Source organism: Streptomyces bathyalis, from assembly GCF_015910445.1.
Classification (GTDB): Bacteria; Actinomycetota; Actinomycetes; order Streptomycetales; family Streptomycetaceae; genus Streptomyces; species Streptomyces bathyalis.
In genome coordinates this window covers 1,268,249-1,284,604 of the sequence record NZ_CP048882.1, presented here as the reverse complement: position 1 = coordinate 1,284,604, position 16,356 = coordinate 1,268,249, and the positions used below count along the sequence as shown (strand labels likewise).

13 protein-coding genes are annotated in these 16,356 nt (G+C 72.5%); 8 read left to right on the top strand and 5 right to left on the bottom strand.

Features of this window, described 5'->3' with window-relative positions; translation table 11 throughout:
• Nucleotides 1–131: 131 nt before the first annotated feature.
• Nucleotides 132–1,577 (bottom strand): NCS2 family permease, encoded by a 1,446-nt coding sequence (locus tag G4Z16_RS05660; RefSeq protein WP_197349491.1) that lies wholly within the window; start codon nucleotides 1,575–1,577, stop codon nucleotides 132–134.
• 261 nt (nucleotides 1,578–1,838) lie between these two features.
• On the opposite strand from G4Z16_RS05660, the gene G4Z16_RS05655 reads away from it, so the two are divergent.
• Complete coding sequence (locus tag G4Z16_RS05655; RefSeq protein WP_246530695.1) at nucleotides 1,839–2,513, top strand: helix-turn-helix domain-containing protein; 675 nt, start codon at nucleotides 1,839–1,841, stop codon at nucleotides 2,511–2,513.
• Nucleotides 2,514–2,612: 99 nt separating this feature from the next.
• Here G4Z16_RS05655 and G4Z16_RS05650 read toward each other — a convergent pair whose 3' ends face one another.
• Nucleotides 2,613–4,313 (bottom strand): acyl-CoA dehydrogenase family protein, encoded by a 1,701-nt coding sequence (locus G4Z16_RS05650; protein ID WP_197349490.1) that lies wholly within the window; start codon nucleotides 4,311–4,313, stop codon nucleotides 2,613–2,615.
• A gap of 18 nt (nucleotides 4,314–4,331) precedes the next feature.
• Between G4Z16_RS05650 and G4Z16_RS05645 the strand changes: the two genes are divergently transcribed.
• The 5 genes from G4Z16_RS05645 (at nucleotide 4,332) to G4Z16_RS05625 (ending at nucleotide 11,025) form a co-directional block, all read left to right on the top strand.
• A complete protein-coding gene (locus G4Z16_RS05645) occupies nucleotides 4,332–5,459 on the top strand; it encodes a YihY/virulence factor BrkB family protein (protein ID WP_197349489.1) in 1,128 nt (375 codons plus the stop codon).
• Nucleotides 5,460–6,006: 547 nt separating this feature from the next.
• The gene (gene rsgA, locus G4Z16_RS05640; RefSeq protein WP_246531220.1) at nucleotides 6,007–7,119 is read left to right on the top strand and encodes a ribosome small subunit-dependent GTPase A; all 1,113 of its coding nucleotides are present in this window, start codon (nucleotides 6,007–6,009) and stop codon (nucleotides 7,117–7,119) included.
• Nucleotides 7,120–7,379: 260 nt separating this feature from the next.
• The gene (locus G4Z16_RS05635) at nucleotides 7,380–7,928 is read left to right on the top strand and encodes a hypothetical protein (RefSeq protein WP_246531219.1); all 549 of its coding nucleotides are present in this window, start codon (nucleotides 7,380–7,382) and stop codon (nucleotides 7,926–7,928) included.
• A 192-nt stretch (nucleotides 7,929–8,120) separates the two neighbouring features.
• The gene (locus tag G4Z16_RS05630) at nucleotides 8,121–9,431 is read left to right on the top strand and encodes an MFS transporter (RefSeq protein ID WP_197354185.1); all 1,311 of its coding nucleotides are present in this window, start codon (nucleotides 8,121–8,123) and stop codon (nucleotides 9,429–9,431) included.
• Entirely contained in the window at nucleotides 9,421–11,025 is a 1,605-nt protein-coding gene (locus G4Z16_RS05625; protein ID WP_197354184.1) for an AlkA N-terminal domain-containing protein, read from the top strand. Before G4Z16_RS05630 ends, G4Z16_RS05625 begins: the two co-directional genes overlap by 11 nt.
• Here the strand turns inward: G4Z16_RS05625 and G4Z16_RS05620 are convergent.
• Nucleotides 11,012–11,401, bottom strand: coding sequence for a PPOX class F420-dependent oxidoreductase (locus G4Z16_RS05620; RefSeq protein ID WP_197349488.1), 390 nt, complete (start codon nucleotides 11,399–11,401; stop codon nucleotides 11,012–11,014). The genes G4Z16_RS05625 and G4Z16_RS05620 overlap by 14 nt on opposite strands.
• A gap of 151 nt (nucleotides 11,402–11,552) precedes the next feature.
• On the opposite strand from G4Z16_RS05620, the gene G4Z16_RS05615 reads away from it, so the two are divergent.
• Nucleotides 11,553–13,232 carry a protein phosphatase 2C domain-containing protein gene (locus tag G4Z16_RS05615; protein ID WP_197349487.1) on the top strand — a complete coding sequence of 560 codons (1,680 nt, stop codon included), beginning with the start codon at nucleotides 11,553–11,555 and terminating at the stop codon, nucleotides 13,230–13,232.
• Nucleotides 13,233–13,263: 31 nt separating this feature from the next.
• On the opposite strand, the gene G4Z16_RS05610 is transcribed toward G4Z16_RS05615, so the two are convergent.
• Nucleotides 13,264–14,283: a DUF2637 domain-containing protein gene (locus G4Z16_RS05610; RefSeq protein WP_197349486.1), complete on the bottom strand. Its 1,020-nt coding sequence runs from the start codon at nucleotides 14,281–14,283 to the stop codon at nucleotides 13,264–13,266.
• Between the two features lie 161 nt (nucleotides 14,284–14,444).
• Nucleotides 14,445–15,305, bottom strand: a complete 861-nt coding sequence (locus tag G4Z16_RS05605; RefSeq protein ID WP_197349485.1) for a (2Fe-2S)-binding protein — start codon at nucleotides 15,303–15,305, stop codon at nucleotides 14,445–14,447.
• 112 nt (nucleotides 15,306–15,417) lie between these two features.
• Between G4Z16_RS05605 and G4Z16_RS05600 the strand changes: the two genes are divergently transcribed.
• On the top strand, nucleotides 15,418–16,308 hold the full coding sequence (locus tag G4Z16_RS05600; RefSeq protein WP_197349484.1) for a GntR family transcriptional regulator: 891 nt from the start codon (nucleotides 15,418–15,420) through the stop codon (nucleotides 16,306–16,308).
• Nucleotides 16,309–16,356 lie beyond the last annotated feature (48 nt).

Sequence of the window (16,356 nt, the reverse complement as noted above, 5' to 3'; positions counted from 1 at the left end):
ATCGACGACTTCGCCCGTCGCCTGTACGGACCGGGCAGTAGCCTCGGCTGGGCTTCGGCGCCCGCCACCAACGCCACCGGGGTGGCCTCGGCACTGGGCCGAGGCCACCCCGGTGGCGGATGCCCGGGCGCTTACTGCGCGCCGAGGAGGGACTTCACCGGCTCGATGGCGAAGTAGATGAGGAACAGCGCGGCGCTGCCCCACAGCAGCCAGTGGATCTCGCGGGCCTTGCCCATGAACGACTTGATCACCACGTACGCGATGAAGCCGGCGCCGATGCCGTTGGTGATGGAGTACGTGAACGGCATGACCGCGATGGTCAGGAAGGCGGGGATGGCGAGTTCGTAGCGGTCCCAGTCGATGTGCTTGACCTGGGTCATCATCAGGAAGCCGACCACGACGAGCGCCGGGGACGCCGCCTGGAGGGGCACGATGGTCAGGACCGGGGTGAGGAAGAGGGCGAGACCGAACAGGCCTCCTGTGATGAGGCTGGAGAAGCCGGTCCGTGCGCCTTCGCCCACACCTGCCGCGGATTCGATGTAGGTGGTGGCGGACGAGGCCGATGAGGCGCCGCCGGCGACCGCGGCCGCACCGTCGATGAGCAGGACGCGGCCCAGACCGGGGACCTGGCCGCGCTCGTCGAGGAGTCCGGCCTCGGCGGTGACGCCGACGATCGTGCCCATGGTGTCGAAGAAGTCGGACAGGATCAGGGCGAAGACGAGCAGGACGACCGTCAGTATGCCGACCTGGCCGAACGCGCCGAAGATGTCGAAGGCGCCGATGAGCCCGAAGTCGGGGGCGGCGACGGGGTTGTCGGGCAGGGTCGGGGAGGTGACACCCCAGTTCTTCACCTTGGCGAACTCGTTGATGACGATGGCGACGACGGTCATCAGGATGATGCTGATGAGGATCGCGCCCTTGATCTTGCGGGCGACGAGCACGATCGTCACGAGCACGCCGAGGCAGAAGACCAGCATGGGCCAGCCGGTGAGGGTGCCGGTGCCGAGCTGAACGGGGACGGTGGTCTTCGCGGCGTCCGGGATGCGGGTGACGAAGCCGGCGTCCACGAAGCCGATGAAGGCGATGAACAGGCCGATGCCGACGCTGATCGCCTGCTTGAGAGGTTGCGGGATGGCGTGCATGACGGCCTCGCGCAGACCTGTCAGCACCAGGATGCTGATCAGCACGCCCTCGACCACGATGAGGCCCATCGCGTCTTCCCAGTGCATGAGGGGAGCGACCTGGAAGGCGACGATGACGTTGATGCCCAGACCGGTGGCCAGGGCGAGCGGCAGGTTGCCGCCGACGCCCATGATCAGGGTCATCACGCCGGCCACCAGGGCGGTGGCGGTGGCCAGTTGGGCTCCGTCCAGCTGGTTGCCGAACTTGTCCTCCGCGCTGCCCAGGATGATCGGGTTCAGCACGAGGATGTAGGCCATCGTGAAGAACGTGGCGAACCCGCCGCGTATCTCCCGGTTGAACGTCGAACCGCGTTCGCTGATCCGGAAGAACCGGTCGATGGGGCCCCCGGCTCCGGTGTGCGGCGCCGCGGGTGGGCGATGCGTGTTCGTCTGCATGTCTGAGTCTCCTGGACCAACAGGTGTGAGGGGGAAGCGGGGCGCCTGGAGCGTGTGACGGTCGGTGTTACGCATGTGACGCCTTGCCGAGCGGATCATACGCGGCAGGGAGAATTTCACAATTGTCTTGCCGCATCCGAGGTTTAAAGCCTCGAGTCGGCCTCGTGGGTTCCTACAGAATCAGCCCCGATCTATCTCCCAAAAGGGATGCAGGGACTGCAACCCATGGAGTTGCCGTGTGTAACCCCCTACTCTCTCCCCGTGCATCCACCGATCTCCTTCAACGCGCGCGCCGCCCGAACCATGCGCGAGAGACTGGGGATGGCCCCTGGCCACGTCGCTTACGGCATGCGCGCCTCCTACGGCATGAGTCACGTCAGCCCCGACCACATAACCGCATGGGAACGCGGCGACGCCTTCCCGAACGCCAACGAGGTGACAGCCCTGGCCGGCGCCTTGTGGTGCCATCCCGGCGAACTCATGGGCCGGCCCCGTACGTTGCTCGAACACCGGCTCGCCCGCGGCATGTCCGCCGACGACGTCGCCCGTCTCATCGGCCTCGACCTCGATGCGTACCGGCGCATGGAGGAATCGGGCCGTTGGACGGGTGACAAACGGCAGTCCGCCAACCTCGGCAGCCTCTTCAAGCTTCCGCCACGTGACTTCATCGCGGTCACCGGTCAGGAGGAGGAGCTCGCCCGTCTCCTCACCGAAGCCGTCAACACCCGCTGGCAGGCTCACGTCCGCGCCATCGCCAAGCTGGTCGCCATCGATCGCAAGGAGCTCCAGGAACCCCTGCGGGACATGCAGCAGGAGTACCAGGGGCTCATGGCCGCCACCCTCGGCCGGGCCAGCAGCAACGCCACCGCCGAGGAAGGGCGCCGCTTCATGGAGGAGATCGTCGAGCGCTTCTGGGCGCGGCTCCCCGAACACTGACGGGGATTCCCTCAGCCGTCAGCCCTCGGCTCCGCGCGCGGAGCCTTCCGCGCGCCGCCTCCCGGGGCACGGGACCGCCTTCCGGGGCCGCCTTCCGGGTTACGGCACCGCCGGCCGGGCCCGGTCGGCGATCGCGGCGAGGTCCAGCGTGCGTGGCAGCGTGCCGAAGGCCGCTCCCCAGTCGCCGCCGAGGCGCGAGGCGCAGTACGCGTCGGCGACGGCCGCGGGCGCGTACCGCACCAGCAGCGAGCCCTGCAGGACCTGTGCCATGCGCTCCACGAGGCGACGGGCGCGGCCCTCGATGCCCTCCAGGTCCGACAGCTCGGTCAGCAGGTCCTTCATCGCCGCGTCCAGCCGGTGGTCCGCGCCGCGCGCGTGCCCGGTCTCGACGAGGAAGGCGTTCAGCGCCTCCGGCGACCGCTGGAGCGCACGCAGCAGGTCGAGTGCCTGGACGTTGCCCGAGCCCTCCCAGATCGAGTTGAGCGGCGCCTCACGCAGGAGCCTGGGCATCCCCGACTCCTCGACGTACCCGTTGCCGCCGAGGCACTCCAGCGCCTCACCCGCGACCGGCGTCGCGCGCTTGGTCACCCAGTACTTCGCCGCCGGCAGGGCAAGGCGCAGCAGCTGCCGCTCCTGCTCGGCGTCCTCACCGCCGCCGTGTGCCGCGTCGAAGGCCGAGGCGAGGCGCATCGTGAGTGCCGTCGCAGCCTCGGACTCCAGCGCCAGGTCCGCCAGCACGTTCTGCATCAGCGGCTTCTCCGACAGCAGGCCGCCGAACGCGCTGCGGTGCGCGGCATGGTGGGTGGCCTGCGCGACGGCCTGACGCATCAGCGAGGCCGAACCGGTCACGCAGTCCAGACGCGTCGCGGCGACCATCTCGATGATCGTGGCCACGCCACGGCCCACCTCGCCCACGCGCCGCGCCCACGTCGTCCCGTCGAACTCGACCTCGCTGGAGGCGTTCGAGCGGTTGCCGAGCTTGTCCTTCAGGCGCTGGATGCGGAAGGTGTTGCGTGACCCGTCGGGCAGCACTCGCGGCACCAGGAAGCACGTCAGCCCCTCCTCGCCGCCGTCTCCGCCGCCCTCACCGGTGACCTGTGCCAGCACCAGGAAGACGTCGGACATCGGTGCCGAGCAGAACCACTTGTGGCCGCGGAGCGTGTACTCGCCGCTCCCGGCGCCGTCGCCCGTCAGCGGCACGGCGACCGTCGTGTTGGCCCGTACGTCGCTGCCACCCTGCTTCTCGGTCATGCCCATCCCGGCGATGGCACCGGCCTTCGCCCGAGCCGGACGGTCCAGCCCCGGCTCGTAGACGTGCGAGGAGAGCAGCGGCTCCCACTCGGCGGCCACATCGGGCTCCCTGCGCAGGGCCGGCACCGCCGCGTGCGTCATCGAGACCGGGCAGCCGTGACCCGCCTCGACCTGGCTCCACACGAAGAAGCCCGCGGTACGCCGCAGTTGGCCGTCCGGCCGTGACCAGGCGTCGGTCAGGCCCGCACCGACGGCACGGTCCATCAGCCGGTGCCAGGCGGGGTGGAAGTCGACCTCGTCGATGCGGTTGCCGTAGCGGTCGTGCGTACGCAGCACGGGCGGCACCTCGTTGGCCTGCCTGCCCCACTCCTGGACCTCCGCGGAACCGGCGCCGAGGCCCAGCTCGCTCAGTTCGGCACGCACGGCCTCGGAGTGCGCGGGCGAGGCGTGCCGGTCGACCGCCTCGGTGAGGGCGGGGTCCGCCGCGAAGATGTCGTAGTCGACAAGGGGCGGCGGCTGATTGGTCACGGTGTGAGTCGAGGCTGGCATGGCAGATACGTTAAGGAGGTGCAGCCAGCCGACGAAACCCCACCGCGCCAGGGCGGACGCTTCCGCAGGGTGCGCGTCATCTACAGGAACGTACCGAAACGCAAGATGACGTGGCTGTTGCTCAAGGACACCGTCAACTCGTGCATGGAGTACCGGGTGCTCGGCCTCGCGGCCGAGGCGGCGTTCTTCACCCTGATCTCCATCCCGCCGCTGCTCCTGGGCCTCATCGGCCTGCTGGGCTATCTGGACGCCTGGATCGGCACCGACACCATCGCCTCGATCAGGCAGAACTTCCTGGACGCCTCCGCCGCGGTGCTCTCCGACCGCGGGGTGCGGCAGCTGGCCCGGCCCCTGATCGACGACGTCATCCGCGGCGGGCGGCCCGACGTGATCTCTCTCGGGTTCGCGCTGGCGCTGTGGTCCGGGTCGCGTGCCGTGAACGTCTTCATCGACACCATCACGGTGATGTACGGGCTGGACGGGCAGCGCGGCATCGTCAAGACCCGGCTGCTGGCCTTTCTGCTCTACCTCGTGGCCCTCCTCGTCGGCGCCGTCGCGCTGCCGCTGATGGTGGCGGGGCCCGAGGCCGTGGTGCGGCTCGTCCCGCAGGCGCAGTGGGCGGTCACCGCCTTCTACTGGCCCACGGTGCTGCTGCTGTCGGTGGCCTTCCTCACTACGCTCTACCACGTGTCCGTGCCCGTGCGTTCGCCGTGGCGGGAGGACATCCCTGGCGCGCTCGTGGCGCTGGTGATGTGGGTGCTCGGCAGCGTGCTGCTGCGCCTCTACATCACCAACACCGTCGAAGGGCCCACGATCTACGGGTCGCTGGCCGCCCCGGTCGCCGTGCTCCTGTGGATCGGTGTCTCCGCGTTCGCCGTGCTGGTGGGCGCGGCCGTCAACGCGGCGATCGACCACGTCTGGCCGTCCGTCGCGACGGCCGCGGCCCGGCGCATGAACGAGCGGGCGCGTGAGGAGGCCGCCGCGGAGGTCGTCGCGGCGGCGGCCGCGCGGCGCGCGATGCGCAGCGCGGAGAGCACGGGCGGCGACGACGAGTCGGACGCGCCCGCGGAGTTCCCCGAGCGCTGGACGAAGTTCATCCCGCACGCCGACTTCCGGGCCCGGCTGCGTTCACGCCGCCACCGCTGAGGGGCGCGTGGGGGCCTCGTCCTCGTCGCTCACTCTGCTCGGTCGACGACTCCGCTCGGGCCACGACTCCGCTCGGCGATGACGCCGGCCGGCCATGGCTCGGTCCCGGTGCGCCTGCGGTTCGCGGAGAAAACCGTTCGCGGCGGGGCGGAGGCCTGGCTAGGCTCCCGGACGAGACGAGTGACGAGCGGCCCCTGTGACGCGGGGGTGTTCGTGAAGCCGCGAGTGAGCGGGAGGTGAGGACCGATGGCCGTCGTTGTGGTGGGCGCTGCCCGCATCCCGAAGTCCGTTGTCTCCACCTCCGTGGTCCCCGGCTGACCCACGGCCGTCTGCCGTCGGCGCGCTGACCGTGCCCCACCGGGCCCGTACCGGAAGCGCGCACAGCCGGAGCCACCCTTCGCGAAGGGTCACTCCCGTGAACTCTCTCAACGGTTCAGATCTCCATGGCTTCATCAACTCCCCGGATACCCAGGGCTCCCCGGACTCCCCGGGCCCGTCCGATTCCACGCGCTCCTCCGCCCCTGCCTCGGCTTCCGATGCGCATCCCCTGCGGCGCTACGGCTGGGACAGCCGCGTCGCCGACGCCTTCGCCCCCTACGAGGACGAGGGCCTGCTTCCCGGGCGCATCGTCCGCGTCGACCGCGGGCTGTGCGACGCCGTCACCGCCGAGGGCGTCGTACGCGCCGGCACCGCCCCCGTCGCGACCAGCGATCCGACCCGGACCGTCTGCACCGGCGACTGGGCCGCGCTGAGCACGGGCACCGCACGGGACGGCTCCGGAGCACAGGCAGGACCGGGCGGCATGCCGGAGGTGCGGGCGGTGCTCCCGCGGCGAACCGCCTTCGTGCGCTCGACGTCCAGTAACCGCTCCGAGGGCCAGGTCCTCGCCGCCAACGTGGACATCGCCCTCATCGCCGTGTCGCTCGCGGAAGAACTCGAACTCGCCCGCGTCGAGCGGTTCGTGGCGCTGGCGTGGACGAGCGGCGCCCGGCCGCTGATCGTCCTGACGAAGGCCGATCTCGTCGGGGACGCGGGAACGCTGGCCCAACTCGCCGCCGACGTCGAGGCGTCGGCGCCCGGCGTCGAGGTGCTGGCCGTCAGCGCCACCGAGGAGGAGGGGCTCGAAGCACTGACCGCGGTCGTCGGCGGCGGGACGTGCGTACTGCTGGGCCGGTCCGGCGCGGGCAAGTCCACCCTGGCCAACGCGCTGCTGGGGGAGGAGGCGCAGGACGTACGGGCCATCCGCGACAGCGACGGCAAGGGCCGGCACACCACGACCACCCGCGATCTGCTGCCGCTGCCCGGGCCGGCGGGCGGCGTGCTCATCGACACCCCGGGTCTGCGCGGTGTCGGCCTGTGGGACGCGGAGGCCGGCGTCGGCAGCACCTTCTCCGAGATCGAAGCGCTCGCCGAGGAGTGCCGCTTCCACGACTGCCGGCACGAGTCCGAGCCCGGCTGCGCGGTGCTCGCCGCCGTCGACGACGGCACGTTGCCGCAGCGCCGCCTGGAGAGCTATCGCAAGCTGCTCCGCGAGAACGCCCGCATCGCCGCCCGTACCGACGCGCGGCTGAGGGCAGAGCAGAAGCGGCGGTTCAAGGAGATGTCGGCGGAGGGACGGTACAACGCGGAACGCAAACGCGGACCACGGCGCAAGCCCTGACCCGACCGGCGGCAGAACGCCGGTCGTCCGCCCGGAGCACGACCTGGAGGAGACCTCAAGAGACCGAAAGAGACCTGAAGAGACCGGAACAGAGGGGAAGTGAGGGGAACGCCGGAGGGCGTACGGCGGGAGCGGGGTGCGGCGGTTGCTACCGTCACCGTGCTCCGCCCCGCCGATGCCCTCAGCGGCAGGACACCATCGAAGGGCCACCGTTGACCACGTTCGGACCTCGCGAGTTCCAGCTCGTACTGCTGCGCCGCATGGCCGACTTCCAGCAGGACCTCGTTCTCGAGGCCCTCGCCGAACTGGGCTCCGGCCGGGCAGAGATGAGGGAGGCCAACCGGCGCTGGCAGGCCATGCTGCACGCGCAGCGCGGGCGGCGCAGCGCCGTCGGCCGCTACCGCTCCGTGCTGGGCCCGCCCGAACGGTTCGAGCACCGCCCGCTCGGCGACCTCGACTGCGAGGTGCTGGCCTGGCCCGTGCCGCTCTGGCCGGACCTGCGCTTCGAGGTGCTGACTGTGCCGGGCGGCGGCGTCGTGACCGAGTGGCTGGTGCGGGCCGCCGGGGCTCCGGCTCCCACGCTCCGTACGGTCGAAGACCTCCGCCCCTGGTCCTGCACCGTCGACGAAGCGGCGCGCGCATTCGCCCCCGCGCGGCCGCTGGAGGGCTCGGCGCCGACGCGCTGGCGGCTCGGCTTCGTCGCGCCGGACGCGGCGGGGGAGCGGTACGACGTGATCGCGGAGTTCTCGTGGGGGCTGCTCCAGCGGCTGCCGCGAATGGAGCGCGTGGGGCCCGCGCAGCAGGAATGAGACGCGGAGGCGGGCGGCGGGGCCGGCTCGCGCAGCCGCCCTCCCGGTCCGGCGGAAAAGGGCGTGCCCTCACGCCGTGCGCGGGCTTACGCTGAACGCATGATCCGGCGACATTGAGCCTCATCCGAAACCTCCGCGACAGCTGCGGCGAAGGCAGCACCGGCCGCCGCAGCGGCCAGGCTTGCCCGCCGGCTGTACGCGTACGCGTTCCTCGAAGACCTGATCCTGCTCTACCCGGTCTACGCGCTGCTCTTCGCCGAGCACGGGCTGTCCGCCGCAGAGATCTCGACGCTCTTCATCATCTGGTCGTGCGTGACGTTCGTCGTGGAGATCCCTTCCGGCCTGTGGGCCGACGTCTTCTCCCGCCGCCGGCTGCTGATCGTCGCCCCGCTCGTCACGGGAGCGGGCTACGCGCTGTGGACGTGGCTGCCCTCGTATCCGGCGTTCGCGGCGGGATTCGTGCTGTGGGGCGTGGGCGGTTCGCTGTGCTCGGGGACCCTTCAGGCCCTGGTGTACGAGGAGTTGGAGCGGTGGGGGAAGGCCGGTTCGTACGCGCGGCTCATGGGCCGCTCCCAGGCGCTGGGCACCACGGCGATGATGGCGGCGACGGCCCTGGCCGCGCCCGTGATGCACCTCGGCGGCTACGCGGCCGTGGGGTCGGCGAGCGTCGCGGTCTGTCTGCTCGGCGCTCTCGTCGGCCGGTCCTTCCCGGAGGCCCGTGGCGAGCCTGGTGCGGTACGAGCGCCTGAGCAGACGGCGACCGCTTCCAGCGAGCCGGACACCGCAGAGCATGCGCCCGGCTTCCTCACGGTGCTCCGCGCCGGCCTCGGAGAGCTGCGCGCCTCGCGCTCGGCCCGTAACGCCGTGCTGCTGACCTCGGCGGTGACGGGTGCCCTGATGATCGACGAGTACGTGCCGCTGCTGATCGGTTCCATGGACGTCGGCGACTCGTCCGTACCGCTGCTGATGCTGCTCGTGACGGCCGGCGTCGCCGTGGGCGGCTGGTGCGCCGGGCGAGGCGCCCGCCTGCTGGGCCCGGCCCTGGCGGTTGCCGCACTGGCGCTGGCGGCGGGCGCGTTGAGCGGTCCCGCGGGTGCGGTGCTGCTCGCGCTCGCCTTCGGCATCTTCCAGTGGGCGATGGTCACGTGCGACGCGATGCTTCAGGACCGCGTCACCGACCGTGCCCGCGCCACGGTCAGCTCCGTCGCCGGCTTCGGTGCCGAGGTCATCTCGGTGCTGCTGTGCGCCGGTTACGCCCTGGGCTCGCAACTGTGGGATCACAGCACGTTGTTCGTCCTGTCGGCCGTGCCGTATCTGCTGATCGCGCTCGCGCTGCAGTGGCACGCGCATGCGCGGGTCCGCAACCGGACGCGGGCTGGGGAGCGTGAGGAGCGCCGGAAGGGGAGTTCAGGCCGGAGGAAATCAGGCTCCGGGCATCGTGTCCGATTTCCGCGAGTGGACGCCTCGGAGCAGGCGCACACTGGGGGACGTGATGACGGATGAGAGCAGGTACGAGGCGGTACGAAGCCGGGACGCGCGCTTCGACGGGGTGTTCTTCCTCGGAGTTCGCACCACCGGCATCTACTGCCGTCCGAGCTGCCCCGCGGTCACCCCGAAGCGGGAGAACGTGCGCTACTACCCTTCGGCGGCGGCCGCTCAGCGCGCGGGCTTCCGCGCCTGTCGCCGCTGCCGGCCCGACGCCGTTCCCGGCTCGGCCGAGTGGAACGTGCGGGCGGATCTCGTCGGGCGTGCGATGCGGATGGTCGCGGACGGCGTCGTGGACCGGGAGGGCGTCGCGGGGCTGGCCGCCCGCCTCGGCTACAGCGCCAGGCAGGTGCAGCGTCAGCTCACCGCCGAACTCGGCGCGGGGCCGGTCGCCCTCGCACGGGCGCAGCGCGCCCACACCGCCCGCGTGCTGCTGCAGACGACGCCGCTGCCCGTGACGGAGATCGCCTTCGCGTCGGGCTTCGCGAGCGTGCGGCAGTTCAACGAGACGATGCGCGAGATCTACGCCCGTACGCCCAGCGCCATGCGGGACGCGGCGGCCCGCGGCGGTCACGGCCGGCTCACCCGGCACGCTCACGGCGGAGGCGGACCCGGGCCCAGGGGAGTGCCGCTGCGCCTGGCGTACCGCGGTCCGTACGCGCACGGGCAGATCTTCGGCTTCCTGGAACGCCGCGCGATCCCCGGCATGGAGGAGATGACGGGCGAGCCCGGAGCGCGCACCTACCGGCGCACCCTGCAGCTGCCGTACGGAAGCGGAATCGCGGAGGTCGACGAGCCGCCCACCGGCGCGGTCGACGCGGGCCGGTGCGGCGGATGGCTCGACTGCCGGCTCCACCTCACGGACCTGAGGGATCTGACGACCGCCGTGCAGCGCGTACGGCAGCTGTTCGACCTGGACGCCGACCCGTACGCCGTCGCCGAGCGGCTCGCCGCGGACGAAGTGCTCCGCCCCCTCGTCGAGGCCGATCCCGGTCTGCGCTCTCCCGGCGCCGCCGACCCGCACGAACTCGCGGTGCGAGCCGTGCTCGGGCAGCAGATCACCGTCGCCGCGGCCCGTACGCTCGCGGGGCGGCTCGTCGCCGCGTACGGAAAACCCCTCGCGGCGCCCGACGGCGGCCTCACACACCTCTTCCCTGAAGCCGACGCGCTCGCCTCGGCGCCCCTCGGCGAGCTCGGCATGCCGGAGAGCCGCCGGGCCACGCTGCGGACCGTGGCGGAGGCCGTCGCTGAGGGCGCCGTCGCCCTCGGTCCCGGAGCGGACCGTGACGAGGCGGAACGCGCGCTGCTCGCGCTGCGCGGCATCGGCCCGTGGACCGCGGGCTATGTGCGCATGCGGGCGCTCGGCGACCCGGACGTCTTCCTCGACGGAGACGTGGGCGTGCGGCACGGTCTGGCCCGCAGCGGTGCCGATGCGGGGCGGGCCGAGTCGTGGCGGCCGTGGCGCTCGTACGCGCTGCACCATCTGTGGCAGGTCGCCTCGAACGGCGGGCCGGACGGGGCGGACGGCGGCGCGGGCGACGGAACGGCGGGCCCGAACGGCACGCGCCATGCCGGTACCACCCGTGAGTCCGCGTCCGTCAGAGGCCGATGAGGCCCCAGCTGTGCACCCAGTGCGGATGCACTCGGATCAACTCGTCGCTCATGCCCTTCGCGAGGTCGTGCGGCCCGACGAGCAGCTCCGCCTCACCGCGGATCTCCACGCCCCGGACCGTCCAAGGGTCGACGCTCACCAGGTCGTCGATCACGAGCGCCAGGCGCGGATTGGAGTGGAGGTTGCGCCAGCGCTTGGTCTCGGCGAGGGCGAGGCCGCCGGAGAGGATCGTGCCGTCGTCCTGGAGGAAGAAGCCGACGGGGTTGACCTGCGGCTGGCCCGAGGGGTCCACGGTGGCCATCCGGCACAGCCGCTGGCTCGCGAGATAGGCGCGCTCGGCCTGGTTCAGGCCGCGCCGACGGGTGGTAGCGCTCATGCTCGAAGGCTCACACGCACCGGGCCGCCGCGCATCGGGCGCCGGTCCGATCAGGGCCTGCGACCGAGGGCTTGCGTCGCCGGACGGAGAACGGGGCGCGGGGCGCCGGAAGCGGTCATGCCCTGCCCGACGGCGGGGCAACAATATGAGCATGAGTCAGCAGGGGTGGTCGCGGAACCCGCATTCCGGCCAACAGGACGACTGGTGGAGCCAGTTGTACGACCCGGGATCCCCCGACACGGGTCGCGGAGGCTCGGGGGACACCCTCGACGACCGGTACGCGTCGGTGCGGCGCACCGTGGGACCCGGCACCGCCCCCGGAGGGACCGGCGCGGGACGGACCGCGCGGCCGGACGAGCGCGACACGGACGACGGCAGACCGGAGGAGGAGTCCGGCAGCGGACCCTCCCGGGAAAGTGACCCCGGACCTTCATCTGACGGCGCGGCGGGGACCGGCGACGAACCCGGCACCCCGGCCGAGGAGCCGCCGCCCGACCCCGACCCCGACGCCGACGCCGATGCCGACCCCGACGCCGACCTCGACCCCGACCCCCGCCCCCGCGCCGACGCGCCGGGTTCGCCGCAGGCGCCGCCCGCTCAGGATCCTCCCCCGGGGCAGGCCGGGTCGCTGCCGACGGCAGCCGGGCTGACATTCCCTGCCGCACCGCCGTCGCAGTACGAGGTTCCCGCTGCGGAGGAGGCCGACGGCTCCGCGCAGCCCGTGGCCCCACTTCGTCCGGACCACGTCGGTGACCGCCCGCCGACCTACGAGGCCGAACCGGCCACCTTCCCCGCCGCCGACCCCTCGTCCCTTTCCGAACTCGTCCCCGACACGGTCCTCGACGGGGCCCACTACGGCGGACTCACTCTCCGCGCCGCCTCGATACGCGGCGACTCGGCCCGCCACAGGGGAGCGCTGCGCCGCGACGCCCTGCTCACCGCGCGCTTCGGCTCGGGGGAGTCCGCGCTGCTGCTGGTCGCCGTCGCGGCCGGGGGCCGTGCCGCGACCGGCGGGCACCGGGCGGCCCGGGAGATCTGCCACTCCATAGGCGGCGTCGTCGGCCGGAGCCACGCGCGTCTCGCCGAGGACATACGCGCGGACAGGCGCTCCGAGCTCAAGTCCGGACTGCAGCGGCTGACCGACCGCTGCTACGGCAAGCTGCGCGCACAGGCCGCCGCCTGGGAGATGCAGCCCGAGGAGTACACGGCGGATCTGCGCTGCCTCCTGCTGTCCGCCGACCCCCGGTGCCGCACCCGTGTCTTCTTCGGCGCGGGTGAGGGAGGTCTGTTCCTGCTGCGCGCCGGTGCCTGGCGTGAGATCGAGCCGGGTGCGCGTCCACAGGACGGCGGCCGCCCGTTGCCGATTGCCGGCTCCGGCGCGGATGCCGCCCTGAACGCGCTCGACCCCTCGGAGCTGGGCGACCCGGCGGCGCTCAGCGTCCCCCTCGGCCCGCGCAGCGGAAGCCGCCCCGAGCAGAAGCCGGACCGCTCCGGGCCGACGGGCCGGCGGGAAGCGGACCCGCCGACCATGGACCTGTCCGCGGCGGCCGCCGGCGCGCGCACACGGCCACCCCTCCCGCAGCCCGCACGGCCGGAGCCCGAACCGTTCCGCTTCAGCGCGACCGTCTCCCGGCGCGGCGACACGCTGCTGCTGTGCAGCCCGGGGCTCGCCGAGCCGCTCCGCGCGGAGCCCCCGTTCGCGCACCGGCTGGCCCAGTCATGGAACGACCGGGAGGAACCTCCGGGCCTGGCCGCGTTCCTCGCCGACGTGCAGCTGCGTGTACGGGGCTACGCGGACGACCGGACGGCTGTCGCCGTCTGGGAGTCGTGAGAGTCCCGGACGGGGAGCGGCGCGCGCCGGCTCAGCCGAACTGCCGCTCGATCTCGGCGAGTTTCTCCTCGAGCGAGTCCAGCCGCGGACCGGCGGTGCCGGCAGCGCCGTCGTCCCCGCGTCCACCCGTGCTCTGAGCGGGCAGCGACGGCATCGCCACGGCCGGGTCCGCGGATACCTGGGACGCGGGAACCGCGGCCTGGTACTCCGCCCGCGTGCCGTCCGGCTTCCCGGGTCCACGTCGGCCGTGTCCCCGGTGCTGCCTGCCCAGGGCCTTCACCTTGGCCCGGTCGAGTTTCTGCTGCTCCTTGCGGCGGAGACGTTCCTGCTCGTGCTGCCGGCGCTCGTCCCGCACCTCCTCGACGGCCTGGTCCAGCGTCCGTACGCCCTCGAGCAGCATCAGCGACCAGGCGCGGAAGGTCTCGCGGGGAGCGCGGAGCCACCGTACGACCCGGATCTGCGGCAACGGTCGTGGGACCAGGCCCTGTTCGCGCAGTGCGGCGCGACGGGTCTGCTTGAGTGCGCGGTCGAAGAGGATCGCCGCGGAGAGCGACATCCCCGCGAAGAACTCGGGCGCCCCGGCATGGTCGGTGCCGCGCGGAGCGTGCACCCAGTTGAACCAGGCGGCCGCACCCGCGAACGCCCACACCAGCAGCCGCGATCCGAGCGACGCGTCGCCGTGGCTCGCCTCGCGCACGGCGATGACGGCGGAGAACATCGCCGCGCCGTCCAGCCCGAACGGGACGAGGTACTCCCAGCCGCCCGACAGCCGGAGGTTCTGCCGCCCGAAGCCGACGAGGCCGTGGAAGGAGAGCGCCGCGGCCACCGCCGCACAGCAGAACAGCAGCAGATAGGCGGCCGTCGCGTAGACCGTCTCCTTGCGGCGGCGGCGCTGCTCCATCTGCTCCCAGGAGTCGGACGGACCGTCGTCGCCGCCCGCCCGCCTGTTCGCCCGTCTTCCCCGTGCCATCAGCACGACCGCCGCGAGGGCGCCGACGAGCAGCACCGCGCCCGCCACCGCCCCGCTCAGCGGTAGATCCGTCATTGTCATCCGATGCCCCTTGCCGCCCGTCGGCCGCCCGTTGCGCCGGCCTGGTCCGCTCTGACGCGAGGCATCCTGGCGCAGCGGACCGCGCATCAAGGGGGATTCGGCACAAGAGAACGCCAACGGGGGCCAGTGGGTGCCGAGTTGGGCGTTTGGGGTCGAACTTCTCAGCGAGTCGTGGACAGTCGCTCGATGCGCTCCGCGTCGCACGTGCGGGGGCACGTCACACAGGTGTCCTGGGGGCGCAGCGTGTAGTAGAGGCAGCAGCTCGCCCTGTCGCGGGTGGGCAGCAACTCGCCGCTCTTCCCGGTCAGTTGGCGGAAGCCGGCGGGCTGCGCGTACGGGAGGACGGCACCCGGGAGCAGCAGCCCGGCCTCATGCACGGCCCGCTTCTCCTCGCCGAGCAGATGGCCGAGATACCAGAGTCCTTCGGTGATCTCGTCCGTCGCCAGGCCCCACAGGGCCCTCGGGCCACGCCGTATGCGGGGGCGGAAGCCCTCGAGCACCGGGGTGAGATGTTCCGCGAGCGCCGCCCGCACTTCCGCGCGCAGCGCCTCCTCGTCCGGGACGACACGCGCGCCGGGGGACTGCGCGGCCGCATCGCCCGGCAGGCAGGCGAACTCCTCGATCCGCACTGCCAGTTCGCCGGGGGTACGACGGCAGGCCACCGCCTCGACGGGAACGCGGGGGACCCGGCGGTGCAGGAACCACGGGATGGTGACCAGCAGGCACACCGGCCAGGCGTACCGGTGCAGGCCGAAGGTCGCGGCGACGTCGGCGCGCGGCCGGCGACCGTAGTCGCGCAGTGCCTGCTCCGCATCCTGGGCGATGAACTCGTCGACGGACGCCCCGCCTTCGGCCAACCAGGTGGCGGGCACCCACTCCGGGCCCACGGGAAGAGCGCCGCCGGGTCCGACCTCACGCACGCGCAGCCCCTGGAACACATCGCTCAGCCGTGCGTACGCCGCGGTGAGCGGCGAGATGCCGGCGGGCTCTGCGGGGGCCGGGGCGAACGTGGGCATGGCCATCGGGGACCACCGATCGAGATCAACAGCAGGTTAGCCTTACCTTAGCCGATGCCGCGAAGGTTTGATCTCGCGCCGGGTCCGCCTATGGTGCACAGCGAGACCTGGAGGGCACATGGAGCAGACCGCAGCGGATGCGCCCGTACCGGCGGGAGATGCCGCGCTCCACCCCTGCAGCTCCCCTCGTCCGGGCCCGGCAGGACAGCAGCACCCCGCCGGGGTCGACGGCGACGAGGGGGCACGGGGCGAGCATGTGCACAGCGAACCCGCGGCGCCGCCGGTGACGGGCGCCGCCACGCCTGGTGGGCCCGGGGAGTCCGGCGTGCCGGGGCAGCCAGGACCGCCCGGGGGGCGTCCTTCCCACTTCCGGCAGTCCCGCTCGGCGAAGCAGCCCGAGCGGCACTCCGTGCGCGCCCAGGTGCTCACCGCCCTGCGCGAGGCCCTGCTCTCGGGTGAACTCGCTCCGGGCGAGGTCTACTCCGCGCCCGCCCTCGCCGAACGCCTCGGCGTCTCGGCGACGCCTGTACGCGAGGCGATGCAGCGCCTGGTGTGCGAGGGCGCCGTCGAGACGGTGCCCAACCGCGGCTTCCGCATAGCGGTGTGCAGCGACCGGGACGTGGCCGAACTGGCCGAGATACGGATCCTGTTGGAGATCCCCTCGGTGCTTGAGACGGCCCGCACGATGCCGCCTGAGTGCTGGGAGAGCCTCCGCCCGTACGCCGACGAGGCGCTGGCCGTTGCCGGACGCGGCGACCGTGCCGCCTACGCCGACGCCGACAGCGCCTTCCACTGCGCGCTGCTGGAGCTGACCGGCAACCGCCAACTCGTCGCCATAGCAGCGGACATACAGCGCCGCGCCCATCGCCGTCCCGCCCCCGCGGCCCGTTCGCTGTGCACCGAGGAACTGCTCAGGGACGCCTCCGACCACATGGCTCTCCTGGACGCGCTGCGCGAACGGGACCTCGCCGCGGTCGAACGTCTCCTGCGCGCACACGTGACGGCCTGAGCCGCCCCGCGCCGCCGGGCCGGCGGCGCGACGGCAGGACCAGGTCAC

What these genes read in the sequence shown, in the direction of transcription:
- G4Z16_RS05625 (WP_197354184.1), top strand. Translation starts at nt 9,421, where the DNA reads ATGACGGATGAGAGCAGGTACGAGGCGGTACGAAGCCGGGACGCGCGC.
- G4Z16_RS05600 (WP_197349484.1), top strand. Translation starts at nt 15,418, where the DNA reads ATGGAGCAGACCGCAGCGGATGCGCCCGTACCGGCGGGAGATGCCGCG.
- G4Z16_RS05635 (WP_246531219.1), top strand. Translation starts at nt 7,380, where the DNA reads ATGGCCGACTTCCAGCAGGACCTCGTTCTCGAGGCCCTCGCCGAACTG.
- G4Z16_RS05660 (WP_197349491.1), bottom strand. Translation starts at nt 1,577, where the DNA reads ATGCAGACGAACACGCATCGCCCACCCGCGGCGCCGCACACCGGAGCC.
- G4Z16_RS05610 (WP_197349486.1), bottom strand. Translation starts at nt 14,283, where the DNA reads ATGACAATGACGGATCTACCGCTGAGCGGGGCGGTGGCGGGCGCGGTG.
- G4Z16_RS05620 (WP_197349488.1), bottom strand. Translation starts at nt 11,401, where the DNA reads ATGAGCGCTACCACCCGTCGGCGCGGCCTGAACCAGGCCGAGCGCGCC.
- G4Z16_RS05615 (WP_197349487.1), top strand. Translation starts at nt 11,553, where the DNA reads ATGAGTCAGCAGGGGTGGTCGCGGAACCCGCATTCCGGCCAACAGGAC.
- G4Z16_RS05650 (WP_197349490.1), bottom strand. Translation starts at nt 4,313, where the DNA reads ATGCCAGCCTCGACTCACACCGTGACCAATCAGCCGCCGCCCCTTGTC.
- G4Z16_RS05605 (WP_197349485.1), bottom strand. Translation starts at nt 15,305, where the DNA reads ATGGCCATGCCCACGTTCGCCCCGGCCCCCGCAGAGCCCGCCGGCATC.